This is a genomic window from Bacillus sp. FDAARGOS_527, assembly GCF_003812125.1.
In the GTDB taxonomy this organism is placed as follows: domain Bacteria; phylum Bacillota; class Bacilli; order Bacillales; family Bacillaceae_G; genus Bacillus_A; species Bacillus_A paranthracis.
Genome location: NZ_CP033795.1, coordinates 4,416,627 through 4,440,186 on the forward strand (window position 1 = coordinate 4,416,627; position 23,560 = coordinate 4,440,186).

The following is a 23,560-nucleotide window of genomic DNA, read 5'->3' on the forward strand; positions in this document are numbered from 1 at the left end:
AATATATCAACGATTTTTTCATTATATCGACGATTCGACAAGACATATCGACTTACCGACACATAACGACAAAATAAAAGCCCCTAATCATATAGAGGGCTCTTATTTTATCCAGCTACAGCGGATTCCGCTTTTATTTCACCCAACCGAGCAGCATTTCCCGCACGAATTTGCTTGCTGCGACTGGTGTTTGATCACTATGGTCGTAGACAGGAGCTACTTCTACTAAGTCTGCTCCAACTACATTTATATTTGAATTTGCAATTGCTACGATGGAATCTAATAATTCTTTAGATGTGATACCACCAGCTTCTAACGTTCCTGTTCCTGGAGCGTGAGCTGGGTCTAATACATCAATGTCGATTGTGACATAGACTGGGCGTCCTGCAAGTTTCGGTAATACTTCTTTTAACGGTTCTAATACGTCAAATTTATATAAGTTCATACCTACTTCTTTCGCCCATTCAAATTCTTCCTTCATTCCAGAACGAATTCCGAAAGAATATACGTTTTCCGGACCAATTAAATCACACACTTTACGAATTGGTGTAGAGTGGGATAAAGGCTCCCCTTCATACGATTCACGTAAATCAGTATGAGCATCCATATGGATGATTGCTAAATCCGGATATTTTTTTGCCATTGCCTTAAAAATTGGCCAAGACACTAAGTGCTCACCGCCGAGACCTAGTGGAAACTTATCGGCATCTAAAAGTTTTGATACATATTCTTCAATCATGTCTAAGCTGCGCTGTGCGTTTCCGAATGGTAATGGGATATCACCCGCATCAAAATATTTTACCTCTTCTAGTTCACGATCTAAATACGGACTATATTCTTCAAGACCGATTGATACTTCACGAATACGTGCAGGGCCAAAACGAGATCCCGGACGGTAACTTACTGTCCAATCCATAGGCATCCCATAAATAACTACCTTCGACTCTTCAAAACTTGGATGACTTTTAATAAATACTTTACCTGAATAAGCTTCATCAAAACGCATATTCTTTTCCTCCTTATGTGGAACTTAAGGTATCCCAACCTTTCATTATTTCTCAAATTTGGAGCGAGTTGCTCCTCTTTCTCGATTTACCGGGTCTTCTATTTCATACAAAGAAGACAATTTTCTTTACAGAAGTGTAAATAGCTAGCATGTTCAAGTCTTCTGGACAAACACCTTAAATGAGCTATTTACACTTTATTTGTTCCGTGCGATTCTCTTACTTAATTAAATCGCCAACAAATTTCGGTAATGCGAATGCTGCATTGTGTAATTCTTTTGTGTAGTATTTCGTTTCGATTTCGTGGAAACGCTCTTCACTTACTTCTAATGGATCATGTTTTTTAGATCCGATTGTGAACGTCCAAAGACCGCTTGGGTAAGTTGGAATGTTCGCTGTGTATAAACGAGTAATTGGGAAAATCTCTTTTACATCTTTAAACACAGTTGTAATTAGTTCTGGCGTAAACCAAGGGTTGTCCGTTTGTGCAACGAAAATACCATCTTCTTTTAACGCTTTTGAAATTCCAGCGTAGAAGCCTTTTGTAAATAGGTTTACTGCTGGTCCTACTGGCTCAGTAGAATCTACCATAATTACGTCATATTCATTTTCGCTTTCTGCGATATGTAGGAAACCGTCTCCTACTTTTACTTCTACACGCTCATTATCTAATGCACCTGCAATTGATGGTAAGTACTGTTTAGAGTACTCAATTACTTTTCCATCGATTTCAACAAGAGTTGCTTTCTTTACGCTTGGGTGTTTTAACACTTCACGAATAACACCGCCATCGCCGCCACCTACAACTAATACGTTTTCAGGGTTTGGATGTGTAAATAAAGGTACGTGCGCTACCATTTCATGATAAACGAACTCATCTTTTTCTGTTGTCATAACCATGCCATCTAAAATAAGCATGTTTCCGAACTCTTCCGTTTCGACCATATCAAGTTTTTGGAATTCTGTTTGCTCCGTATGTAATGTGCGGTTAATACGCGCCGTAATCCCAAAATGTTTTGTTTGTTTTTCAGTGAACCATAGTTCCATCGTACAATCACGCCTTTCAATGCAAATTTATAATAGGGACATCATTAATGTCCCCTAACAAAAATAAAACAAAACATACAAAATGTATAGTTAAAAGTACAAAAATACCGAAAATATATTTTAGTCAGAGCGTTCTAACATATACATATAAAGAAAACCCTTTCTTAAGAAAGGGCTTTTCTCTCTACTTCTACCTGTTTTCGAATCGGAATTAAAATCATTACACAACCAACTAATACAACAATCCCACCTACTAAAAATGGACTTTGCGGTGAAACAGCGTGGCCGATAATCCCTGATAAAATGGGGGCAATTGCGCCACCTAACCAACGAACGAAGTTATAAACACCAGATGTAACAGATCTTTCATAAGGTGAAATATCCATTACATAACTTGTAAATAATGCATTATTTAATCCTGATGCTAATCCTGATAGAACAATTAATACAATTTGTAACCACATAATTTTCACGAAGAATAGTGCAATTAAGAATAGCGCAAATACGAGTAAACTGCCTTTCAACAATGTTTTCGGCTCATATTTCCCTTCTAGCTTATGTGCTAAAATTGCAGAACCGTAAGCTAACGCGAGTCCCCATCCACAAAATACAAAACCTAATTGAATAGCAGATAAATGCATAATAAGTGGTGAATATGCTAACACAACGAAAAATCCGTAGTAGTATAACATTCCTGAAATGGCGCCTTGCATAAACGGCTTATACTTCACCAGGTTAAGTAATTCTCCTACGCCTGCCGCTTTACGCTTCACTTTTCGCTCTGGTTCTTTCACAAAGAAGAAAACTAAAATAAATGCTAAGAAAATTAAAATACTCGTCGCAAAAAATGGGTAACGCCAAGAATGTCCACCTAATATCCCACCTAATAATGGTCCACCTGCCATTCCTAAACCGATAGCTGCTTCATATAACCCTACTGCTTCATGAACTTCTTTACTTAATGCAATCAATAAAGTCATCGCCGTTGCGAAGAACATCGCATTCCCTAATCCCCATCCAGCGCGGAAAAGAGATAACTGAGCAATCGTTTGCGATATACCGCATATAAACGCAAATACAGTCACGATCGCAAGACCGATTGTCATCATTCGTTTATCACCAAATCTCGATGCAAATATTCCAGCTGGTAACATCATAATTGCCATCGTCAAAATATACGCTGTAAATAACATCTCTACTTGCCAATGCGATGCACCAATCTTTTCAGCAATAATTGGCAAAATTGGATCGACTACCCCTATACCTGAAAAGGCAAGGAAAGTAGCCAACACTGTAATCAATCTCCCTAATTTTTGTTTGCTCTCCATTTTGATTACTCTCCTTTTGTATTCTCTAAAAATGTCACTGCACGATGTAAGCTGTCTTCAAGTTCTCCCTTTACACGCTGCATTTGCTCCATTTTCTCGTCTAGCGTTTGCACTTGTTTTTCAAGCATCTCTTTAATTTCTTGAATCACTTCACGATCACGGGGATTCTCACTATTTCTTCTTTGCTCCATTCTTTCTTTTAACGATAAAAAATGTTGCATTTCTTGAAGCGTAATCCCTAACACTTCTTTCGCTTCCACAATTCTTTTAATTCTAGCGATATCTTCGTCTGTATACAGGCGAATGTTCCCCTCACTACGTTCTGGGGGATGAATTAAACCAATTTCCTCATAATAACGAAGTGTACGTTTTGTTAAACCAACTTGCTTTGTAACTTCATCAATCTTATACATGTTTATTCCTCCCTTCACTCGATTATTACATTTTACGTTAACGTTAACTTTTGTGCAACTGTTAGACTTTTGTAAATGTTTGTCATATTAAATTGTATTTTTTCAAAAGCAGTTTCATAATGAAAGAAAAGAAATGATAAGGAGAATTTCACATGAGTAAACCACTTATTTTCGCTCATCGCGGCGTAAAAGGAACACATCCAGAAAATACGATGATTGCCTTCCAAGAAGCTGAACGCATCGGCGCCCATGGCATTGAACTTGATGTCCACCTATCAAAAGATGGTGAACTTGTCGTAATTCACGATGAAACAGTCGATCGTACAACGAATGATGTAGGACTTGTTTCTGAAAAAACGGTAGAGGAGTTACAAGCTTTAGATGCCGGCAGCCATAAAGATTCTTCTTTCCATGAAGCAAAAATCCCAACGTTACGCGAAGTATTCATTTGGTTATCTACAACAAAGTTACAGCTCAACATTGAGTTAAAGACAGATGTCATTCACTATCCAAACATTGAAGAAAAAGTTGTTGCTCTCGTTCGAGAATATCATCTTTCTAATCAAATTGTATTCTCTTCATTTAATCACGACTCTGTTTCATTATTAGCAGAAATTGCTCCTGAAATCCCAAGAGCCATTTTATATGACCAGCCACTTGCTGATCCTATCGCTGAAGCAAAAACTAGAGAAGCAACTGGTTTACATCCAAACTTTCAACTACTAACAAAGGAATTTGTTCAACTCGCGCAAAAACAAGGGTACGTTTTCCGCCCTTATACAATTAACGAATACAAAGATTTGCAAACTATGATTGATTATGGCGTAGATGTCATTATTACCGATTGGCCAGCACGTGCATTTGAGCTCCTTTCTTAATTGAAGGAGCTCTTTATTTTCGAAATTTCATTGTTTAAAATAATCGAAAACCCTCAATACTAATACAATAATGTTTGTATGAATGAGGGGCTGAAAAAGATGGATCAAACTATGAATCCAAAACTTAAAAAATATAAACGTCTTTTCTTCACCGTAATGTTTTCTTCTGTTCTTTTTTTCGTTTTTTCCTTTTTTGTTATTATTATAGTTGCAAAAATTATGGGACCTCCTCCTGTCGCTGTCCCGCAAACAAGTGTCTTTTATGCTAATGATGACACTGTTATAGGACAAAGTAATGAGGTACAAAAACGATACAATGTATCTCTCAAGGAAATTTCTCCTTACGTAAAAGAGGCAACACTTTCTATCGAAGATCAAAGATTCTACAAACATCATGGCTTCGATATGAAGCGTATCGCTGGTGCCATTGTTGCTGATTTAAAAGCGATGGCAAAAGTCCAAGGCGCTAGTACGATTACACAACAGTATGCCCGTAACCTATACTTAGATCATGATAAAACGTGGAAACGTAAACTATTAGAAGCAATGTACACAATCCGTCTTGAAGTGAATTATAATAAAAATCATATTTTAGAAGGATATTTAAATACAATTTATTACGGGCATGGTGCTTATGGAATCGAAGCTGCGTCCCGTCTATATTTTGATAAAACAGCAAAAGAATTAACATTAGCGGAAGCTAGTATGCTCGCGGGTATACCAAAAGGACCTAGTGTCTACTCTCCCTTTTTAAAAAAAGATCGTGCGAAAGAACGACAATCTCTTATATTAGATGAAATGGTAGAACAAGGCTATATTACGAAGAAACAAGCAGCTTCAGCAAAGAAAGAATCACTAACTTTCGCTTCATTAGATACGAAAAAAGTCGCAGAGGTTGCGCCTTATTTCCAAGATGCTGTACAAGCTTCTCTTCTTCGCGATGTCGGATTAGATGAGCAAGCCTTACAAAAAGGCGGCTTGCGTATTTATACAACGCTAGACCCGAAATTACAATCAGTTGCAGAACAAGCTGTAAAAGACCACATACCTGACACGACAAACATACAAACTGCGCTCGTCTCTATGAATCCAAAAACAGGGGAAGTAGCTGCCCTTGTTGGTGGAACTGACTATAATACAAGTCAATTTAACAGGGCTACACAGGCCGCTCGCCAGCCTGGATCTACATTTAAGCCATTTCTATATTATGCGGCATTAGAACGAGGATTCACCCCTGCTACGCGCTTAAAAAGCGAATACACCGTGTTCACTTTAGGTGACGGTGTTTCAAAGTATAAACCGAAAAACTATAAAGACTATTATGCAGACGATTTTGTAACAATGGCGCAAGCTCTTGCGGTCTCTGATAACATATATGCCGTGAAGACCAATTTATTTTTAGGCGAAGACATTCTTACAAAAACGGCGAAGCAATTCGGCATTAAAAGTGCATTAAAAGATGTCCCTTCCCTCGCGCTCGGTACATCTCCTGTAAAACCAATTGAAATGGTTAACGCTTATAGCATGTTCGCAAACGGTGGAAGAGAAGTAAAACCTATTTTCATTCGCCGCATTATGGATCATGAAGGAAATATTTTATACGATGCTCATTTGGAGAGTAAACAAGTTCTTGATAAGAGCAAAGCATTTGTGATGGAAGAAATGATGACAGGCATGTTTAATAAAAAACTAAGTAGTTATGCTGCTGTAACTGGTCAATCAATGTTATCTAAACTATCAAGAACCTATGCCGGAAAATCTGGTTCTACTGAAACAGATAGTTGGATGATTGGGTTTACCCCGCAACTCGTAACTGGCGTATGGGTTGGATATGATCAACCTAAATCAATTTCAAACGTAGCAGAACAAGGCTATGCGAAAAGAATATGGACTGATACGATGGAGAAAGGCTTAGATGGACAACCTAAAAAAGAGTTTAAACAACCAAGTGACGTCGTTGCAGTCGATATTAACCCTGAAAACGGGAAAATCGCTACAAAAAATTGCCCAATTTCAGTGAAAATGTATTTTGCAAAAGGTACAGAACCAACTGAATATTGTATGGATCACGTTGATGATAAAGAGGAATTTGAAAAGACAACTGAAGAAAAGAAAAAAACAAGTTGGTGGAAAAAATATCTTCCTTGGTAGAATATCAAGCTATTTCACTGAACGTGGAATAGCCTCCTAGTCGAATCGTTGATATATTTTCATACAACAAGCCAAAATAAAAAGGATGTCTCACTAGTCAACAATCGACTAGTGAGACATCCTTTTCTTTTATTCACTTAATAATGCACGGCGCAATTCTTCGCTAGACTCGTTCCAAATCGCTTCATTATGTTCTTTTAAGAATGTACCAAGTACTTTTTTAGATGATTCGTCCATATGTTCAACCATAATGTGACGCTTCAATGATTTATCCATTTTGTTTACGTGCTCTGGAAGTGACTTATATCCGCGGCGAATTTCACGGTCAACTGTCATTTCACAAGCTGTTACGCCTGCGTAATACGCACCTGTTGCTGTTCTTTCAATCGTTACCCATACAAGCCAGTATGGTTTTCCGTTTGGAACTTCATCTTTATTTGTTAAAAACTTAATACCTTTTTCTACTGTACTACGTGCATGCATCGCACCGATATCAACAAATGCTGTTTTCTCTAGTACATCGACAAATACAGGTGAAATGTTTTCTAGACTTAATGCCCCAACGCCAAAACCACCATGTCCATCTGTTGAATCATTTTTCACGATATTAAAACCGATTTTTTTCTTTTTCTCTGTCATATGTAAATTCCTCCTCACTTAATGATTATAAAAGGCCAAAGATAGGCGCAATAATACTGTTTAAAAATGCAAATACGTATGGAATGACAACATTAAAAATAGGTTGGATTGTGTAATTGCTAAGCGGTGTAATAACTAGAATTAATAAAGCAATTGCCCCGTATTTTTCATACTGTGTCATTTTCGCACGAATATTTGTTGGTGCTAAATCCTCCACTACGCGATATCCATCAAGTGGCGGGATTGGTAATAAGTTAAAGACAAGTAACACGATATTCAACATAATAAAAATCTGGAAAAATTGAGCTAGCGTATCTGCTACTGCAAATGGAATTGAGTCTAATACACCAAATGTTAATAAGCTATACCAAATAATTAAACCGATTGCGCTTAAAATTAAGTTACTAATCGGTCCTGCAATTGAAACTAATATACCTGCAAGACGAGGTCTTTTAAAGTTATATGGGTTAACAGGAACTGGTCTCGCCCAACCAAAACCAAGAATTAATACAGCAATCATCCCGATAGGATCTAAATGTGCCATCGGCGATAAGGTTAAGCGCCCTTGTCTCTTTGCTGTATCGTCTCCAAATTTATATGCTACATATGCATGCGCAAATTCATGCACTGATAATGCGATAATAATGGCCATTGCTACCAAAGGAATTTGGTGCAACGGGTATCTAAATAACTGATCCATATTTCATCTCCTCTTCCATATGTCAAAAAAGAAATTATTTGTTTTTTCGATTGTTCTTCCACATAATCCGCTATAATAAGAGTGTAACTTACATAAAAGGAGCGATTATATATGCCATACGTAACAGTGAAAATGCTAGAAGGACGCACAGAGGAACAAAAGAAAGCTCTTGCTGAGAAAGTAACAGCAGCAGTAAGCGAAACAACTGGTGCTCCTGAAGAAAACATCGTTGTTTTCATCGAAGAAATGTCTAAAAACCATTATGCAGTTGGCGGAAAACGCTTAAGCGACAAATAATTTTAAGTTTTTTCATAAGAAGCAGCCATTAGCTGCTTCTTATTTTTTTCCTTCTAGTAACTCGATGATTCTCTCTTTATATTTTCCTTTTCTTCCATCTTCATAGATTAAATCATGCGGGTAGAATAGCTTTTGATCCCTTCTCTTCTTACCAGTAATCGCCTCAACAATATCCGATTCACGTGAAAGCTCTCTAAGTTCTCCATTTGGCATAAGAAGTAAGATTGGCAGACGTTCTTCTTCTTCACCAGCACGGTAAAAGTCGTACGGTAAGTCTGATGTTGAATCAACTACTAAATAGTATTCTGGATCGAGTCCAATCTTTTTAAATAAGCTACTTAATTCCATCCAATTATCTAAACCGTGCTTATCTGTAAACTCTACATATTTAAATAGGTTTCGATTCATAAAACGACGGCATAGATCGCTTAAAATTGGATCTTCTTCGTCCTGCCATACTTGGAAGTAATAATACATAACGTTCTCGTCTAACTTTAAATAATCCTCTACTGTCACTTCTTCTTCAAATAAAGAATAGAAATGAACAGGGTGATTTTTAAATGTATAGTACTTCTCATGCAATGATTTTGCACGGTGTAAAATCTTCGTTAAAATAACTTCAGCACTGCGCGTTACTGGATGGAAATATACTTGCCAATACATTTGATAACGACTCATAATATAATGCTCAACAGCATGCATACCACTATTTTTAATAACTACTTGATTCCCGTACGGACGCATAACACGCAGTATACGTTCCATATCAAAGTTTCCATATTTTACGCCAGTAAAGTACGCATCCCTTAATAAATAGTCCATGCGATCTGCATCAATTTGACTAGAAATCATGCTAATCGCTAATTTATTAGTAGATATTTTCGCAATTACATCGGCTACCTTTTGTGGGAAATCTTTATCCACACGACTTAATACACGATTAATTTCCGTATCTCCAACGATAATCTTTTGCGTGAATTTCTCATGGTCTAATGAAAATACTTTTTCAAACGAATGAGAAAACGGACCGTGACCGACATCATGAAGTAATGCCGCACATAAGCATAACAATCTATCTTCAGCATTCCAATTCGGTCTGCCATCAAACACATCATCAATCATACGACGAATAATTTCATATACACCTAACGAATGAGTAAAGCGACTATGCTCTGCACCGTGAAATGTAAAAAATGTCGTTCCAAGCTGCTTAATACGGCGCAAGCGTTGAAATTCTTTCGTTCCGATTAAATCCCAAATAACACGATCGCGCACGTGCACATATTTATGTACCGGGTCTTTAAACACTTTTGTTTCGCTGAGTTTGTCGTTTAAATATACCACTTTCCGACATCCCCCTTTCTTTACTGCATTCTTACTATATATTATAAACGAAATAGGAAACAGAAAGAAATGAAAGACTATATTAATTGCCCTTATATAAAGAAAAAATCACTTTTACCAGAGTAAAAGTGATCTCTTTTTATATATTATTTCCCTAAAACGAACTCAGCAACTTCATCTAAGATCATTTCTTTACCTAGCGGGAAGTAACCTTTGTTTAAGTCTTCATTTTTAATTGTAAATACGTGGTTATTTTTAACAGCGTTCATATTTTTCCAAATTGATTCTTCTTGGAATTCTTTTAGACGCTGAGAACCGTCACCAGTCGTAAATACGAATAAGTAATCTGGGTTGTAATCGATTAAAGCTTCTTTTTGTACTTGTACTAAAGGTTTATCAGTTGGTGTACCTTTAACTGCTGGTAATTTTAAATCATTAAAGATTACGCTACCGTAACCGTAGTCACCGTATACGCGGAAAGCGTTTGGATATGCAGCCATTTTCATGAATTTAGCATCGCCAGTTTTCGCAACGATTTTATCATGTAATTTGCTTGCTTTTTCATCATACTGTTTGAACCATTCTTTTGTTTCTTTCTCTTTACCGAAGATTTGACCTACTTCTTCGAATTTTGGACGCCATTGGTCTAATGGAGTTTTTAACATAACTGTTGGTGCAATTTTAGATAATTGATCATAAATCTTTTCTTGACGATTATTTACAAGAATTAAGTCTGGTTTTGCAGCAGCTACTGCTTCGATGTTAATTTTATCTCCCCAAGCAGAACCAACTGGTTTTACGTCTTTTAATTTCTTTTCAATATGTGCATCAATTTTTTCTTGAGATGTATTAGCAGTAATAATTGGTTTCATACCAAAGATTAATAATTCTTCTGTTGAACCACTAAGGTCAGCAATTTTCTTGGGATTTGCAGGGATTTTAATTTCCCCTTTTGCATGTTGTACAGTGCGCTCTTCAGTCTTCGCATCTGCTTTCTTCTCTTCTTTGTTAGAACAAGCTGCAAATAGTACAGAAGTAACGACTAGTACCATTGCTAATAACGCCATTTTAAAATTCTTCATGTTCCCACTCCTTCTAGCTGTATTTCTCTTATAAGTTACAGTGAACTATAAGAAACAAGGTTAACAATTAATAAATATATATTGATTAATTGTTGCTTATGCCCCCGTTCTAACGGGTGTTCAACTTCCTATTTACTAATAAGAAGCTCAACGTCCATTAGAAGCCCCCCTCTTTACGAGGGGGATTCTACTTATGCTTTTTTACGCAATTGATTACTAATCATCGCTAAATCATACGTTAAACAAATTGGCTTACAGTTTACTGGACATGGAACAATTTGAGCTTCAATCTCAAATACACTGCGAAGCGTTTCACTTGTCATCACTTCGTCTGGCGTTCCTTGTTTCATTAACTTACCAGCCTTTAATGCAATCATATGATCTGAGAAACGAGAAGCATGGTTTAAGTCATGGATAACCATAACAATCGTTCTACCTTCTTCTTCATTTAACTTTTTCAATAAGTTTAATACTTCTAATTGATGAGCCATATCTAAGTACGTTGTCGGTTCATCTAATACGAGTAATTCTGTCCCTTGTGCAAGAGCCATCGCAATCCATACGCGTTGACGTTGCCCACCTGATAATGCCTCTGCTGGACGATTTGCGAATTCTGTCATTCCCGTCACTTCAAGTGCCCAATGAATGTAGCGATAATCCTCTTCTTTCAACGTTCCAAATCCTTTTTGATGAGGAAAGCGTCCATATGAAACGAGTTCAAATACAGTAAGGCCAGTTGGTACTTCTGCAGTCTGTGGTAAAATTGCCATTTTCTTTGCGATTTCTTTCGTTGGCTGTTTCTCGATTGCTTTTCCGTCAAGATAAACAGTACCCTTTTTCGCCTTCAAAATACGAGAAGCCGTTTTTAATAATGTGGACTTCCCACAACCATTTGGTCCAATAATTGTTATAATTTTCCCTTCCGGAATTTCAACTGTTAATCCATCAATAATTAACCCTTCATTATAGCCAACAGATACCGCATCAACTGCTAAAGTTGCCATACAAAAAGCCTCCCTTTATTTTGTCCTCATAAGTAAGTATATGAAATACGGTGCACCAATTACAGAAATAACAAGACCGACCGGTATTTCTGAAGTTGTTAACACACTTCTTGAAATTACGTCTGCGAATAAAAGTAAAAACGTTCCTATTAGTGCAGCCGTAGGCAGCATAATTTGATGTTTACCACCAACAAGGCGCCTCGCTAAATGCGGAGCCATTAAACCGATAAAACCAATTCCTCCGGCAACAGCGACAGATGCACCAGCTAAACAAACTGCAATAAATAATAATTTACGTCTTTCTTTTTCTACATTTACACCAAGGCCAACTGCTGTGGAATCGCCTAGGTTCATTACGTTTAATATGTGAGCTTTACTAATGGCAAGTGGCATGAAAATAACCATCCATGGAAGGACACTTAGTACGAACTTCCAATCTGTGCCCCACAAACTTCCTGCTAACCAAATCGTAGCAAAACGGAAATCGTTAGATGTCATCTTCATAGAAAAAATTAAACTAACAGCACCAAACCCGGCTGCAACAGCGATACCAACTAGTATCAATCGAGTAGATGAAACGCCGTCTTTCCATGCTAGTAAATAAATAATAACCGCTGCTAATATCGCTCCAACTAACGCGAAGAATGGAAGGATAAATACAGATAAAAATGTACCAGTTCCAACTTTCCCGAAGAAAAAGTAGACAAATATAACAACCGTTAATCCAGCTCCAGCGTTAATACCGATAATACCTGGATCAGCAAGTGGATTTCGTGATAAACCTTGCAAAATTGCACCTGACATAGCTAAAGCAGATCCAACTAATATAGCAATGACCATACGCGGCATACGGAATTCAAATAAAATAACAGACTGATCCTCAGCCCCAAGTCCAACCAATGACTTTAATACGTCCATTGGCGGTATTTTAAATGTCCCTGTATTTAAACTCACTAAAAATACAGTAACGATTAATCCTACTAAAATTGTTAAAACAGAAACGTTCTTTTTTGTTAAGACACTTGTCCTCACATTTTTCCTCTCCCTTCGTTACGTGCTAAGTAGAGGAAGAATGGAACCCCAATTAACGCTGTAATTGCTCCAATTGGCGTTTCAAACGGCGGATTAATAACGCGAGATAACATATCTGCACATTCAATTAACAGCCCGCCTAAGACCGCAGAACATGGAATAACCCATTTATAGTCTGAGCCTACAAGGAAACGAGTCATATGTGGGATTACAAGACCAACAAATCCAACCGATCCTGCCATAGAAACTGCCGAACCTGTTAACACAAGAACAAGTACGGTCCCGATAAATTTAATTAATGTCGTATTTTGACCAAGTCCAATCGCAATTTCTTCACCGAAGCTTAAAATTGTAATATACCTCGACATCATAATTGCAATGAAGAGACAAACTAGACCAATCGGTACTAACATATTAATACTTTCCCATTTCACTCCAGCAACTCCGCCTGCATTCCACATACTTACCTCTTGGGCAAGATTGAAATATAGCGCAATTCCAGATGAAATGGCACCTAATAAAGCACTAATCGCGGCACCCGCTAAAGCTAATTTCACAGGCGTTAATCCACCTGGTGAAGAAGATCCAATTCCATATACAATGCTCGCTCCAAACGCAGCACCAATAAAAGATGCGATGACGAACATTAAATAAGGTGAATTAGGGAAGAATGCATACATAATTGCAATTCCAAATACAGCTCCATCTGTAATCCCCATTAACGATGGTGATGCAAGTGGATTTCGCGTCATACCTTGCATAATTGCTCCTGATACCGCTAAAAAGGCACCTGCTACTACGCCCCCTATTGCTCTAGGCATGCGAAGTTCTTGAATTACATTATGATGCGTAATAGAACCGTCAAACTGAAATACAGCTTGCCATACAGTCTTTAAACTAATATCTGCAGCACCAAACGAAATAGACAGTGCCATGCTTAAAGCTAACAAAATTGTACCTGCTACTAAAATAATAGAAGCAATGAGCGGCCTGCTCTTAATCTCTTTAACATTCACATCTTGCTGTTCTATACTCCTTGCGCTCGCTTCCATCCCTCAACCATCCTAACCAACAACATATGTTTAATTTAATGAAATGAAATTTATTCTCAAATAGCAATAAAAAAATTAAATGAATCGGCCCTTTTCTGATAATGATTCTCAGAATCAGACACCTTCTATTCTACCTATCGCTTCAAAAGACTGTCAACCATTATTTTGAAATACAAATTCATATAGGTCGAGACCTTAATAAATAGATAATGCCTATCTGTCATGAACTATTATCATCACCAGTTAAGCTTTCTCAGAATATATTCTTCCTCTTATGGGCATAAAAAAAGAAGAGTAATCTGTTCACTCTTCTTTTCCTTACTTATTTAACTTTGCCTCAATTTTTACAATTAATTCGTCTTCTGTTGGCGCTGCAACTGGACGATTATTTACAAATGCGAATGATTTTTTACGGCCAGGGCCACAGTAAGACTGACATCCAACTTCAATCGTTGCACATGAATCTACTTTTTTTAGCTTTGGAATCAGCGTTTTAACGTTCGTTGCCTGACAATCATCACACACACGAAATTCGTTTCCCATTATATAACACTTCCTCTATTTTAAACTTTTCTCAAGTACATTTAAAAATAAACACTAAATGGTATTTTACCGCTCTTTGAAGCTCGTTGCAAGTTTCCTTTCGACGCTCTTTCCACATATAATGCTACATATGTATATGTTTTCCTACAGCAGCTTCCGTCATTCTTGGCAAAATTTATCCCGCTTTAATGGGCAGTAAGATCCCCACCTTAAAATTCAGCGAAAGCAAAGAAGTTAGGTAGGGGATGAAAAACCTCCCACTGATGAAAGTTTCACTTTATACCTCTCATCGAAATCTACCATATTTTTAAAAGCTTTGTATAAAAGCTCATTTTTTTGCCCATTATAAAAATAGGAAGTTCATAAAAAGAAAGGGAGTTGAATCTATGAAAGTAAGACAAGATGCTTGGACGGATGAGGATGATTTATTACTTGCTGAAACTGTACTTCGTCACGTTCGAGAAGGAAGTACCCAATTAAATGCATTTGAAGAAGTAGGAGACAGATTAAATCGTACATCGGCTGCCTGTGGTTTCCGTTGGAATGCTGTTGTTCGCTATAGCTATGAACAAGCTCTTCAACTAGCAAAAAAACATCGTAAAGATAAAATGCGTGCTGCAAGTGGTGAACAAGCGAAAAAACGTTTACTTTATACACCACCAGCTTCAGATTCGATAACTAATTATGAAGAGTTCGTACAAGAGGAATCAATTGTACAATATAAAGAAGCTACTCCATATCAAGAAACTACCGTTCCTACTGCAAAAGGCTCTATGACAATGCAAGATGTTATTTATTTTTTACAAACAGTCGGATCTTCAAATATAAAAGTGACAGCTCTTGAAAACGAGAATACGAGATTGAAACAAGAAATTAAATCACAAATCCTTCGAAATGAAGAACTAGAAAAGAAACTGGAAAAATTAGAAAAACAATCTCATACTGTACAAGAAGATTACGAAACACTTATGAACATTATGAACCGCGCTCGTAAGTTGGCAGTCATGGATGAAGAAGAACGTTCTCAAACATCTTTCCGAATGGATCGAAACGGTAATTTAGAAAAAATTGCAGAGTAAAAAGGATGCATTACATGCATCCTTTTTGTTATTTCACTTCAACCATATGTGCTTCTTCTACTTTAGAATCCCTCTTTATATCTGGGAAAATCTTTTCCTTTGGATTCTCTTTAAAGGATGCTAAACCAATTGTTTTTACCGGTTCACTTATTTTTGCATATTCTGCATCACTAACAACTGCATACATATCTGTATATTTACGCGCATCACCAATTACTACATTGCCTTCGTACTTCATTTTCTTTCCATCAATTACTACATCTTTTTGTTCCTCTTTAGCAAATACAATTCCAGCTTCATCAGAAATAGCCGGCAATGCTTTAATAGGTTCTACATCTTCTTTCACTACTTTTTTCAGCATGTTTTCCTTTACCATCTTCTCAGCCGTTGTTTTATTCATAATTAAAACCTTTTTCTCATTAACAGTACCTAGTTTAGCTTCAAATTTATTTTGAGATTCAATTTTATCTTTATATTGATCCATTGTTTGTTGAACGCCTGGTTCATCTCCGTACATAACAACACCCGTTGCTTGTGGTGCAATCATATCCATAATAGAACAGCCACTAAATACAGCAGCTGACATAATCGCTACGATTCCTAATTTAACATTTTTCATTTGTATGCCTCCTAAAATCAATAATTACATCTCTTAGTTTAGCCATCTTAGATCATTTAACCAATTCACTTTCCTTACAACAACCTTACAATTCAGTAAGGTTTTCTCTTAAAAACTACTTTCATTATTTTTTGCTATAATAGAGATTGTCATTTTAAAGATAAGGGGTTAGTTATATGAGCAATTCCCGTTCCATTTTATCTCAGCCAGAGTGGCGTATTGTAGATCAGTCTAGTTTAGGACCAACATTCCATGCACTTCAATCATTCGCAATGGATGATACATTATGCACAAGCATTGGAAAGGGCGAATCAGCTGCAACAATGCGCTCTTGGGTTCATCACAATACAATTGTTCTTGGCATTCAAGATTCACGCCTACCACACTTAGAAGAAGGTATTTCCTTTTTAAAAGAAAACGACTTCAATGTTATCGTTCGTAATTCTGGCGGGCTTGCAGTCGTACTTGATGAAGGTGTGTTAAACGTATCACTTTTATTCCAAGAGACGGAAAAAGGTATCGATATTGATCTTGGATACGATACAATGTGGCATTTAATTCAGGAAATGTTAAAGGATTACGATGTTACAATTGAGGCAAAAGAAATCGTTGGTTCTTACTGCCCTGGTAGCTACGATTTAAGTATTCGCGACCAAAAATTTGCTGGTATTTCACAGCGCCGTATTCGCGGTGGTGTCGCTGTCCAAATTTATCTCTGTGCTACAGGAAGTGGCTCTGAACGTGCCGCACTTGTTCGTGATTTCTACAACCTAGCCATTCAAGGAGAAGAAACACGCTTTACTTATCCTGAAATTGTACCGAGTACGATGGCTTCACTTTCAGAATTACTTGGCGAAACCATTACAGTACAAGATTTAATGATGCGCCTTTTAAAAACATTGCAGCAATTCGCTCCAAAGTTAACACCATCTCAATTAACAATAGATGAAATACCTTTATATGAGACGAATTTACAACGTATTATTGATCGTAACAATAAAGCACTTGGCTTAGAAAAATAAAGACCGTCGCTATTTTAGCGACGGTCTTTATTTCAATTCGTTATAGAATTAAAGTGCTTGAGCTGCTGTAATTAAAGCTAACTTGTACACTTCTTCTTCGTTACATCCACGAGATAGGTCGTTTACAGGCATGTTTAAACCTTGTAAGATTGGTCCTACTGCTTCGAAGTTACCTAAACGTTGAGCGATTTTGTAGCCGATATTACCAGCTTCTAAGCTTGGGAATACGAATACGTTAGCATCACCTTTAATTGTAGAACCTGGAGCTTTTTTCTCAGCTACAGATGGTACGAATGCAGCATCGAATTGGAATTCTCCATCTAGAGCTAATTCTGGAGCCATTTCTTTTGCAATGCGAGTTGCTTCTACAACTTTTTCTGTTTCTGGAGATTTCGCAGAACCTTTTGTAGAGAAGCTTAACATAGCAACGCGTGGATCAATGCCGAATAGTTCAGCAGTTTTCGCACTTTCGATACCAATTTCAGCTAAATCTTGGCTATTTGGTGCAATGTTAATTGCACAATCAGCGAATACATATTTCTCTTCTTCACGTACCATGATGAATACGCCAGAAGTTTTTGTAACGCCTGGTTTTGTTTTAATGATTTGAAGTGCTGGACGAACTGTATCAGCTGTAGAGTGAGCTGCACCACTTACTAAACCGTGTGCTTTGCCCATGTATACAAGCATTGTACCGAAGTAGTTTTCGTCTTTAAGGATTTTGCGAGCGTCTTCTTCAGTTGCTTTACCTTTACGGCGTTCAACGAAAGATGCTACCATTGCATCCATTTCTTCGTATGTAGCTGGATCGTAAATATCAACGCCTGCTAATGTTAAATTCATGCTAGCAGCTTTTGCGCTAATTTCTTCTTTATTACCAACTAAGATTGGTTTTACTAACTCTTCTTTTGCTAAACGCTCTGCAGCGCCTAAAATTCTTTCATCAGTTCCTTCAGGAAGTACGATAGAAATGCCTTTTCCTTGAACTTTTTCTTTTACTGTTGTAAATAAGTTGCTCACGAATAAACCCTCCTACATATGTTAAAAAACTCTATCTTTAAGAATACTTCTTTTCCTCTATATTTTAAACTTATAGCTCCCAAAAAATAGATAAAATAAAAATGATTATATTTTCATAAAATTCAGCCGTTAAATTCACCTTGCTTAAACACTTAAATGTGACAATTTTATGCGCCGAGGTTTTATATAGATAATTTTAAAACTATATATGCTATAGTTAACGTGTAAAACTATCATTAACTGAGGTGAATAGAATGAGTGAAGCAACAACAACGTTAGATGGCTGGTATTGTTTACATGATTTACGTTCTATTGATTGGGCTGCATGGAAAACATTATCTAGCGACGAACGCGGACAAGCTGTGTCTGAATTTTTAAATGTCGTTGAAAAATGGAACGACGTAGCTGCTGCAAAAAAGGGCAGTCACGCAATGTATACAGTTGTTGGCCAAAAAGCTGATATTATGCTTATGATTTTACGTCCAACAATGGAAGAGTTAAATGAAATTGAAACAGAATTGAATAAAACAACTTTAGCTGAATATATGGTTCCTGCATACTCTTACGTATCTGTTGTTGAACTAAGCAACTACCTTCCAGCTGATGAAGATCCATACCAAAATCCACAAATCTTAGCTCGCTTATATCCTGAGTTACCGAAAGCAAATCATATTTGCTTCTATCCAATGGACAAGCGTCGCCAAGGTGATGACAACTGGTACATGCTTCCAATGGAGGAACGTAAGAAAATGATGTACAGTCATAGTAAAATTGGTCGCCAGTATGCAGGTAAAGTACGCCAAGTTATTTCAGGATCTGTTGGATTCGACGATTTTGAGTGGGGCGTAACATTATTCGCTGACGATGTTCTTCAATTTAAAAAGCTTATATATGAAATGCGCTTCGATGAAGTAAGTGCTCGTTATGGTGAATTCGGAACATTTTTCGTCGGAAACATTTTACCAGACGAAAAGGTAGAGAAATTTTTACACATATAAATCTTGAAAAAGGAACGAAATTCGTTCCTTTTTTTATTCCCCTCTATATTTCTCCTCAAAAAACTTCTTTTTTCCGCAAATTTGAACAAAAATCGACAAATCCCTTTTAAATACCTTACAAAATTGTAACCTTTCTATATCCAAATTTATGCTAAAATGGTACGAGCTATATGCTAATAACGATGCGAAGGTGATAATGTATATGAAGAAAATCTTTTCTATTTTACTAGTGTTTCTATTGTCAATTTCTTCCTTAGTAGTAACAACATCCTATGCGGAAGAAAAAATACACATTGAGGCAGCTGCTGCACTTCTATTTGATGCAGATACAGGAAAAATACTGCATGAACAAAATCCAGATGAATTACTAGCTATCGCTAGTATGTCAAAATTAATTGTTGTTTATGCCGTGTTAGAAGCAATTAAAGAAGGAAAAATCACTTGGGATACAAAGGTAAATGTTTCCGATTACGCTTATGAAGTTTCACGTAATAATGAATTCTCTAACGTGCCGTTCGAAAAAGGACGTCAATATACTGTAAGAGAACTATATCATTCTATCGTTATCTTCTCTGCAAACGGATCTAGTATTGCCTTAGCAGAACTTCTTGCAGGAAGTGAGAAAAACTTCTTAAATCTTGCAAATGAACATGCAAAAAAACTAGGGTTAAAGAAATATAAATTTGTAAACGCTACTGGTTTAAATAACGCTGACTTAAAAGGAAAACATCCTGAGGGTACTGATCCAAATGCAGAAAACTCTATGTCAGCTCGCGATATGGGTATACTTTCAAAAGCAATGATTACAAAGTATCCAGAAATGCTAGAGGATACAAAACAAAGATTTAGAAACTTCCCAGATAATCATCCGAAACCAATTCGTATGGAAAACTGGAACTGGATGTTACCAGGAGCTGCTTTCGCTTATGAAGGTACTGATGGTTTAAAAACCGGAAGTTCTGATACAGCTGGATACGGATTTACTATTACTGCTAAACGTGGTGATGTACGTCTTATTTCGGTTATTATTAAAACAAAATCAATGGACGAGCGCTTCACAGAATCTCGTGAGTTAATCGAATACGGGTTTAATAACTTCGAAAAACAAAAACTAAAGGTCGATAAAAACAATACACTCTCTGTAGTACAAGGGAAAGAAGATCAAGTAACTGTTGCACCGGAAAAAGAAATAACTGTAATTGCAAAAAAAGGTAGCAAAGACCCTTATAAAATTGGAACTGAAGTAGATAAATCTCTTGCTGAAGATGGTCATTTAATTGCTCCTATTAAGAAAGATGCAAAAGTAGGATCGATTACTTTAGAATCAACCGATAAATACGGTTTCTTAGACGGTAGTAAAAGTATGAAAGTTACTGCAAAAACGACAGAAGAAGTTGAAAAAGCAAATTGGTTTGTATTAACAATGCGCTCTATCGGTGATTTCTTCTCAAACTTATGGTCTAAAGTTTTTTAATAAAAAAGCTGGCTCACGCTAGCTTTTTTTATTTTCCACTCTCCATGTAAAACTTTGTTTGGTTGTCATATCTGAGTCCTTTTTCTCATACGTATGAACTAGTAATTGTTACACACTTCATCTAGACATAAACCTCTTTCCACAAGGTATTCCAAAAAGAGAGGTGACACATAATGGGCGTTATCGCGTATAACGAAGAAGATGTAAAGTTATTAGCTAGACTGATGCGTGCTGAAGCTGAAGGTGAAGGACAACAGGGGATGTTAATGGTCGGAAACGTTGGAGTAAATCGTGTCCGCGGGAATTGTTTAGACTTTAAAAATATTCGTAATTTACGTCAAATGGTGTATCAAAATCCTGGTGGTTTTGAGGCAACTCAAAAAGGTTATTTTTATCAACGTGCAAGGGAACAAGATATCGCATTAGCAAGGCGAACGATTCAAGGACAACGTTTTTGGCCTGCAAATTTTGCCTTATGGTTTTTTAGGCCTGAAGGTGCATGTCCACCAACTTGGTATAATCAGCAAAACTCTGGTCGCTTCAAAAAGCACTGCTTCTTCCAGCCAAATGCTGGGGATTGCCCTAGCATATATTAAGGAATGAAAACAAGGAGGGATTTTTGAATGGCACAGCAACAAAATCCGTATTACGGAACAGGTTTCTATCAACCATCTGGAACTTACGTACAACCGCAACAAATGACCCCACAGCAACAGCAACAGCAGCAAGCAATGCAACAACAAGCTGCGCAAGCTCAATATGCTGTTTCTCAAGGCATGTTACCTCTAGAACAGTCATATATTGAAAATATTCTTCGCTTGAACAAGGGCAAGCAAGCCACAGTTGTAATGACTTATGAGCGTGGTAGTTCACTCGGTACACAATCCTATACGGGTATTATCGAAGCGGCTGGTCGTGATCATATCGTAATTAGTGAGCCACAATCAGGGAAACGTTATTTATTATTAATGATTTACTTAGATTATGTAGAATTCCCAGAAGAAATTACGTATTTGCCTAGTCAACAAGCAACTTATGCTCCAAGACCATAAAAAAAGCTGGCGTATGCCAGCTTTTGTTTTTTATAATCCTTTTACAACTGCAGTTCCAACTAAGATCCATGCCACAATAAACGCTACACCACCAAGAGGTGTAATTGGACCAAAGAACTTAATACCTGTTGTACTTAATGCATACAGACTACCCGAGAACATAATGATCCCAGCTACCATAAGCCAACCAGCAGTAGTTAAGAGTGATGATTGAATTTTATCCATCAATAAAGCAACTACAAATAGTCCACCTGCATGAAACATTTGATATGTAACACCTGTTTTCCAAACCTCTAACATTTTTGCAGAAACTTTATTTTCTAAACCGTGTGCTCCGAAAGCCCCTAACGCAACAGATAGCCCCGCTGCAATACAACCTAGTAAAAAGAAAATTTTCATCTTAATTCCCCTTTTTTACTTTTATCATAAGCAATTTTTTCATATAAGCCAAACGATTTATCCTCTAAAAATCAAATAAAGAATTACCATTTGCATCACTTTCTTTTATATATACTGGCTCATTAGAAACCGGTGCAATTGGTTGCATCGTGATTGGTTGTGATCCAATTATTTGTGATTGAACTTGTGGCTCTCTATACGTAGAAGATTCAACTTGCTCATCTAATAATAAATCACATAAAGCACGCACAACTAATACATGTTCTTTTGATTTTTGTCCTTCACTACTTTTTGCCTTTGCAATTTCATTCGCCATTTTATTTAAAATCTTATCGCTTGATATTTGCATCCCTTATCACCTCATACTTTGTAGTTCTTTCTCAAATTGTCCCAGCTTCTCTACTGAACCAAATACTATTATCATATCATGTTCTTGCAACTTTTCCTGCCCCGTTGGATTATGTATAACATTCCCATTTCTCAAAATCGCTAAAATTGTTACATCAAATTGATTTCTAACATCACTCTCTAATAATGATTTATTAGTTAAAATAGAGCCCTTACCTACTGCAATTTCTTCAATTACAAATGACTGCTCCACGCCATACAGTACTGTATCAATATAATGAACTGTTAACGGATTCGCAATACCTTTTGCAATATGAATCCCTGCCATACTAGATGGATTAATCACCTTATTTGCACCAGCCCTCTTTAATTTGTCTTCGGTTTCTGGTTTTTCTGCTCTTGCCACAATTTTAATTGCATCGTTTAATCCTCTTGCAGTTAACGTAATAAATACATTTTCAGCGTCATTTGCTACGATAGCAACTAAACCAGCTGCCTTTGAAATCCCAGCATGATGTAACACTTGGTCTTCTGTTGCATCTCCATGTACATATAAAAGCTTTTCCTTCTCTAATATGCTTTCATCCTTATCCACGACGACAAATGGAATTTTCTTTTCTTGCAATTCATGTACAACTTGAAGCCCTACTCTACCGCAACCACATACGATAATATGATTTTGTAACTGTGCTATTTGTTTATCCATCTTCTTCCTCCGTACTGCATGAAATAGGTTCCCTTCAATAATCATAGCTGCCACTACACCGATTGCATACGTAACGATACCGACTCCAATCGGTATGATAAGGAGCGCAAAAACTTTTCCTGCCTGTGTTACAGGAATGGCATCTCCGTATCCAACCGTTAATACAGTAATCATCGTCATCCAAAATGCTTGAAACAAACTAATCTCTTCAATCGTCATAAATCCTAGCGTTCCTAAAATTACAACAAAAGTCATACATATAACTGCTATCCATAATTGCTTACGTGCATTCATATCATGTTTCAACTCTTTTCTCTATCTACAATCTT

At 36.9% G+C, this 23,560-nt stretch carries 26 protein-coding genes; 9 read left to right on the top strand and 17 right to left on the bottom strand.

Features of this window, described 5'->3' with window-relative positions:
• Nucleotides 1–133: 133 nt before the first annotated feature.
• The 4 genes from speB to EGX95_RS25690 form a co-directional block, all read right to left on the bottom strand.
• Nucleotides 134–1,006 (bottom strand): agmatinase, encoded by an 873-nt coding sequence (gene speB, locus EGX95_RS25675; RefSeq protein ID WP_001209831.1) that lies wholly within the window; start codon nt 1,004–1,006, stop codon nt 134–136.
• Between the two features lie 217 nt (nt 1,007–1,223).
• Complete coding sequence (gene speE / locus EGX95_RS25680) at nt 1,224–2,051, bottom strand: polyamine aminopropyltransferase (protein WP_000424696.1); 828 nt, start codon at nt 2,049–2,051, stop codon at nt 1,224–1,226.
• A 164-nt stretch (nt 2,052–2,215) separates the two neighbouring features.
• The gene (locus tag EGX95_RS25685) at nt 2,216–3,379 is read right to left on the bottom strand and encodes an MFS transporter (protein WP_000444218.1); all 1,164 of its coding nucleotides are present in this window, start codon (nt 3,377–3,379) and stop codon (nt 2,216–2,218) included.
• Nucleotides 3,380–3,384: 5 nt separating this feature from the next.
• On the bottom strand, nt 3,385–3,792 hold the full coding sequence (locus tag EGX95_RS25690) for a MerR family transcriptional regulator (protein WP_000276568.1): 408 nt from the start codon (nt 3,790–3,792) through the stop codon (nt 3,385–3,387).
• A gap of 152 nt (nt 3,793–3,944) precedes the next feature.
• Here EGX95_RS25690 and EGX95_RS25695 point away from each other — a divergent pair, with 152 nt between their 5' ends.
• Together EGX95_RS25695 and EGX95_RS25700 are read left to right on the top strand one after the other, a co-directional pair.
• Nucleotides 3,945–4,670 carry a glycerophosphodiester phosphodiesterase gene (locus tag EGX95_RS25695; RefSeq protein WP_000042761.1) on the top strand — a complete coding sequence of 242 codons (726 nt, stop codon included), beginning with the start codon at nt 3,945–3,947 and terminating at the stop codon, nt 4,668–4,670.
• 99 nt (nt 4,671–4,769) lie between these two features.
• Nucleotides 4,770–6,821 carry a transglycosylase domain-containing protein gene (locus tag EGX95_RS25700; protein WP_000372985.1) on the top strand — a complete coding sequence of 684 codons (2,052 nt, stop codon included), beginning with the start codon at nt 4,770–4,772 and terminating at the stop codon, nt 6,819–6,821.
• A 129-nt stretch (nt 6,822–6,950) separates the two neighbouring features.
• Here EGX95_RS25700 and EGX95_RS25705 read toward each other — a convergent pair whose 3' ends face one another.
• On the bottom strand, nt 6,951–7,460 hold the full coding sequence (locus EGX95_RS25705; RefSeq protein ID WP_000136688.1) for a YwhD family protein: 510 nt from the start codon (nt 7,458–7,460) through the stop codon (nt 6,951–6,953).
• Nucleotides 7,461–7,485: 25 nt separating this feature from the next.
• Nucleotides 7,486–8,160 carry a site-2 protease family protein gene (locus EGX95_RS25710; RefSeq protein ID WP_000372461.1) on the bottom strand — a complete coding sequence of 225 codons (675 nt, stop codon included), beginning with the start codon at nt 8,158–8,160 and terminating at the stop codon, nt 7,486–7,488.
• A 111-nt stretch (nt 8,161–8,271) separates the two neighbouring features.
• On the opposite strand from EGX95_RS25710, the gene EGX95_RS25715 reads away from it, so the two are divergent.
• On the top strand, nt 8,272–8,457 hold the full coding sequence (locus EGX95_RS25715; RefSeq protein ID WP_001147171.1) for a 2-hydroxymuconate tautomerase: 186 nt from the start codon (nt 8,272–8,274) through the stop codon (nt 8,455–8,457).
• A 39-nt stretch (nt 8,458–8,496) separates the two neighbouring features.
• Here the strand turns inward: EGX95_RS25715 and EGX95_RS25720 are convergent, their stop codons facing one another.
• The 6 genes from EGX95_RS25720 to EGX95_RS25745 form a co-directional block, all read right to left on the bottom strand.
• A complete protein-coding gene (locus EGX95_RS25720) occupies nt 8,497–9,801 on the bottom strand; it encodes an HD domain-containing protein (protein ID WP_123805774.1) in 1,305 nt (434 codons plus the stop codon).
• Nucleotides 9,802–9,947: 146 nt separating this feature from the next.
• Complete coding sequence (locus EGX95_RS25725) at nt 9,948–10,883, bottom strand: ABC transporter substrate-binding protein (protein ID WP_000787746.1); 936 nt, start codon at nt 10,881–10,883, stop codon at nt 9,948–9,950.
• A gap of 191 nt (nt 10,884–11,074) precedes the next feature.
• Entirely contained in the window at nt 11,075–11,887 is an 813-nt protein-coding gene (locus EGX95_RS25730; RefSeq protein WP_063246656.1) for an ABC transporter ATP-binding protein, read from the bottom strand.
• A 15-nt stretch (nt 11,888–11,902) separates the two neighbouring features.
• The gene (locus EGX95_RS25735) at nt 11,903–12,919 is read right to left on the bottom strand and encodes a FecCD family ABC transporter permease (RefSeq protein ID WP_001260778.1); all 1,017 of its coding nucleotides are present in this window, start codon (nt 12,917–12,919) and stop codon (nt 11,903–11,905) included.
• Complete coding sequence (locus EGX95_RS25740; RefSeq protein WP_000388275.1) at nt 12,916–13,971, bottom strand: FecCD family ABC transporter permease; 1,056 nt, start codon at nt 13,969–13,971, stop codon at nt 12,916–12,918. The genes EGX95_RS25735 and EGX95_RS25740 overlap by 4 nt, the downstream gene beginning before the upstream one ends.
• Before the next feature lie 318 nt (nt 13,972–14,289).
• Nucleotides 14,290–14,514 (bottom strand): YuzB family protein, encoded by a 225-nt coding sequence (locus EGX95_RS25745; protein WP_000526077.1) that lies wholly within the window; start codon nt 14,512–14,514, stop codon nt 14,290–14,292.
• A gap of 386 nt (nt 14,515–14,900) precedes the next feature.
• Between EGX95_RS25745 and EGX95_RS25750 the strand changes: the two genes are divergently transcribed.
• Nucleotides 14,901–15,593, top strand: a complete 693-nt coding sequence (locus EGX95_RS25750; RefSeq protein ID WP_000868375.1) for an RsfA family transcriptional regulator — start codon at nt 14,901–14,903, stop codon at nt 15,591–15,593.
• A 28-nt stretch (nt 15,594–15,621) separates the two neighbouring features.
• Here the strand turns inward: EGX95_RS25750 and EGX95_RS25755 are convergent, their stop codons facing one another.
• Nucleotides 15,622–16,212 (bottom strand): lipoprotein BA_5634 family protein, encoded by a 591-nt coding sequence (locus EGX95_RS25755; RefSeq protein WP_000800127.1) that lies wholly within the window; start codon nt 16,210–16,212, stop codon nt 15,622–15,624.
• Nucleotides 16,213–16,388: 176 nt separating this feature from the next.
• On the opposite strand from EGX95_RS25755, the gene EGX95_RS25760 reads away from it, so the two are divergent.
• Nucleotides 16,389–17,234, top strand: a complete 846-nt coding sequence (locus EGX95_RS25760) for an octanoyl-[GcvH]:protein N-octanoyltransferase (RefSeq protein WP_000071927.1) — start codon at nt 16,389–16,391, stop codon at nt 17,232–17,234.
• 48 nt (nt 17,235–17,282) lie between these two features.
• On the opposite strand, the gene pta is transcribed toward EGX95_RS25760, so the two are convergent.
• Nucleotides 17,283–18,254 (bottom strand): phosphate acetyltransferase, encoded by a 972-nt coding sequence (gene pta, locus EGX95_RS25765; protein ID WP_000067214.1) that lies wholly within the window; start codon nt 18,252–18,254, stop codon nt 17,283–17,285.
• A gap of 254 nt (nt 18,255–18,508) precedes the next feature.
• Here pta and hemQ point away from each other — a divergent pair, with 254 nt between their 5' ends.
• From hemQ to gerQ, 4 genes are all read left to right on the top strand, one after another.
• On the top strand, nt 18,509–19,252 hold the full coding sequence (hemQ, locus tag EGX95_RS25770; RefSeq protein ID WP_001287585.1) for a hydrogen peroxide-dependent heme synthase: 744 nt from the start codon (nt 18,509–18,511) through the stop codon (nt 19,250–19,252).
• Between the two features lie 196 nt (nt 19,253–19,448).
• On the top strand, nt 19,449–20,726 hold the full coding sequence (locus EGX95_RS25775; RefSeq protein WP_192957653.1) for a serine hydrolase: 1,278 nt from the start codon (nt 19,449–19,451) through the stop codon (nt 20,724–20,726).
• 173 nt (nt 20,727–20,899) lie between these two features.
• On the top strand, nt 20,900–21,322 hold the full coding sequence (cwlJ, locus tag EGX95_RS25780; RefSeq protein WP_000538165.1) for a cell wall hydrolase CwlJ: 423 nt from the start codon (nt 20,900–20,902) through the stop codon (nt 21,320–21,322).
• 27 nt (nt 21,323–21,349) lie between these two features.
• Nucleotides 21,350–21,778 carry a spore coat protein GerQ gene (gene gerQ, locus EGX95_RS25785; protein ID WP_000068648.1) on the top strand — a complete coding sequence of 143 codons (429 nt, stop codon included), beginning with the start codon at nt 21,350–21,352 and terminating at the stop codon, nt 21,776–21,778.
• A 30-nt stretch (nt 21,779–21,808) separates the two neighbouring features.
• On the opposite strand, the gene EGX95_RS25790 is transcribed toward gerQ, so the two are convergent.
• The 3 genes from EGX95_RS25790 to EGX95_RS25800 form a co-directional block, all read right to left on the bottom strand.
• Nucleotides 21,809–22,177, bottom strand: a complete 369-nt coding sequence (locus EGX95_RS25790) for a DUF423 domain-containing protein (RefSeq protein ID WP_000688322.1) — start codon at nt 22,175–22,177, stop codon at nt 21,809–21,811.
• Nucleotides 22,178–22,241: 64 nt separating this feature from the next.
• Complete coding sequence (locus tag EGX95_RS25795) at nt 22,242–22,526, bottom strand: YwdI family protein (RefSeq protein WP_001167357.1); 285 nt, start codon at nt 22,524–22,526, stop codon at nt 22,242–22,244.
• A gap of 6 nt (nt 22,527–22,532) precedes the next feature.
• A complete protein-coding gene (locus EGX95_RS25800; protein ID WP_000994001.1) occupies nt 22,533–23,525 on the bottom strand; it encodes a potassium channel family protein in 993 nt (330 codons plus the stop codon).
• Nucleotides 23,526–23,560 lie beyond the last annotated feature (35 nt).

Excerpts from the sequence above, each read along its gene's own strand:
- EGX95_RS25790 (WP_000688322.1), bottom strand. The coding sequence starts at position 22,177 with ATGAAAATTTTCTTTTTACTAGGTTGTATTGCAGCGGGGCTATCTGTT.
- hemQ (WP_001287585.1), top strand. The coding sequence starts at position 18,509 with ATGAGTGAAGCAACAACAACGTTAGATGGCTGGTATTGTTTACATGAT.
- EGX95_RS25725 (WP_000787746.1), bottom strand. The coding sequence starts at position 10,883 with ATGAAGAATTTTAAAATGGCGTTATTAGCAATGGTACTAGTCGTTACT.
- speB (WP_001209831.1), bottom strand. The coding sequence starts at position 1,006 with ATGCGTTTTGATGAAGCTTATTCAGGTAAAGTATTTATTAAAAGTCAT.
- EGX95_RS25750 (WP_000868375.1), top strand. The coding sequence starts at position 14,901 with ATGAAAGTAAGACAAGATGCTTGGACGGATGAGGATGATTTATTACTT.
- EGX95_RS25755 (WP_000800127.1), bottom strand. The coding sequence starts at position 16,212 with ATGAAAAATGTTAAATTAGGAATCGTAGCGATTATGTCAGCTGCTGTA.
- EGX95_RS25760 (WP_000071927.1), top strand. The coding sequence starts at position 16,389 with ATGAGCAATTCCCGTTCCATTTTATCTCAGCCAGAGTGGCGTATTGTA.
- EGX95_RS25795 (WP_001167357.1), bottom strand. The coding sequence starts at position 22,526 with ATGCAAATATCAAGCGATAAGATTTTAAATAAAATGGCGAATGAAATT.
- speE (WP_000424696.1), bottom strand. The coding sequence starts at position 2,051 with ATGGAACTATGGTTCACTGAAAAACAAACAAAACATTTTGGGATTACG.
- EGX95_RS25745 (WP_000526077.1), bottom strand. The coding sequence starts at position 14,514 with ATGGGAAACGAATTTCGTGTGTGTGATGATTGTCAGGCAACGAACGTT.
- EGX95_RS25705 (WP_000136688.1), bottom strand. The coding sequence starts at position 7,460 with ATGACAGAGAAAAAGAAAAAAATCGGTTTTAATATCGTGAAAAATGAT.
- EGX95_RS25775 (WP_192957653.1), top strand. The coding sequence starts at position 19,449 with ATGTATATGAAGAAAATCTTTTCTATTTTACTAGTGTTTCTATTGTCA.
- EGX95_RS25800 (WP_000994001.1), bottom strand. The coding sequence starts at position 23,525 with ATGAATGCACGTAAGCAATTATGGATAGCAGTTATATGTATGACTTTT.
- EGX95_RS25740 (WP_000388275.1), bottom strand. The coding sequence starts at position 13,971 with ATGGAAGCGAGCGCAAGGAGTATAGAACAGCAAGATGTGAATGTTAAA.
- EGX95_RS25700 (WP_000372985.1), top strand. The coding sequence starts at position 4,770 with ATGGATCAAACTATGAATCCAAAACTTAAAAAATATAAACGTCTTTTC.
- cwlJ (WP_000538165.1), top strand. The coding sequence starts at position 20,900 with ATGGGCGTTATCGCGTATAACGAAGAAGATGTAAAGTTATTAGCTAGA.
- EGX95_RS25710 (WP_000372461.1), bottom strand. The coding sequence starts at position 8,160 with ATGGATCAGTTATTTAGATACCCGTTGCACCAAATTCCTTTGGTAGCA.
- EGX95_RS25715 (WP_001147171.1), top strand. The coding sequence starts at position 8,272 with ATGCCATACGTAACAGTGAAAATGCTAGAAGGACGCACAGAGGAACAA.
- EGX95_RS25685 (WP_000444218.1), bottom strand. The coding sequence starts at position 3,379 with ATGGAGAGCAAACAAAAATTAGGGAGATTGATTACAGTGTTGGCTACT.
- gerQ (WP_000068648.1), top strand. The coding sequence starts at position 21,350 with ATGGCACAGCAACAAAATCCGTATTACGGAACAGGTTTCTATCAACCA.
- EGX95_RS25695 (WP_000042761.1), top strand. The coding sequence starts at position 3,945 with ATGAGTAAACCACTTATTTTCGCTCATCGCGGCGTAAAAGGAACACAT.
- EGX95_RS25690 (WP_000276568.1), bottom strand. The coding sequence starts at position 3,792 with ATGTATAAGATTGATGAAGTTACAAAGCAAGTTGGTTTAACAAAACGT.
- EGX95_RS25730 (WP_063246656.1), bottom strand. The coding sequence starts at position 11,887 with ATGGCAACTTTAGCAGTTGATGCGGTATCTGTTGGCTATAATGAAGGG.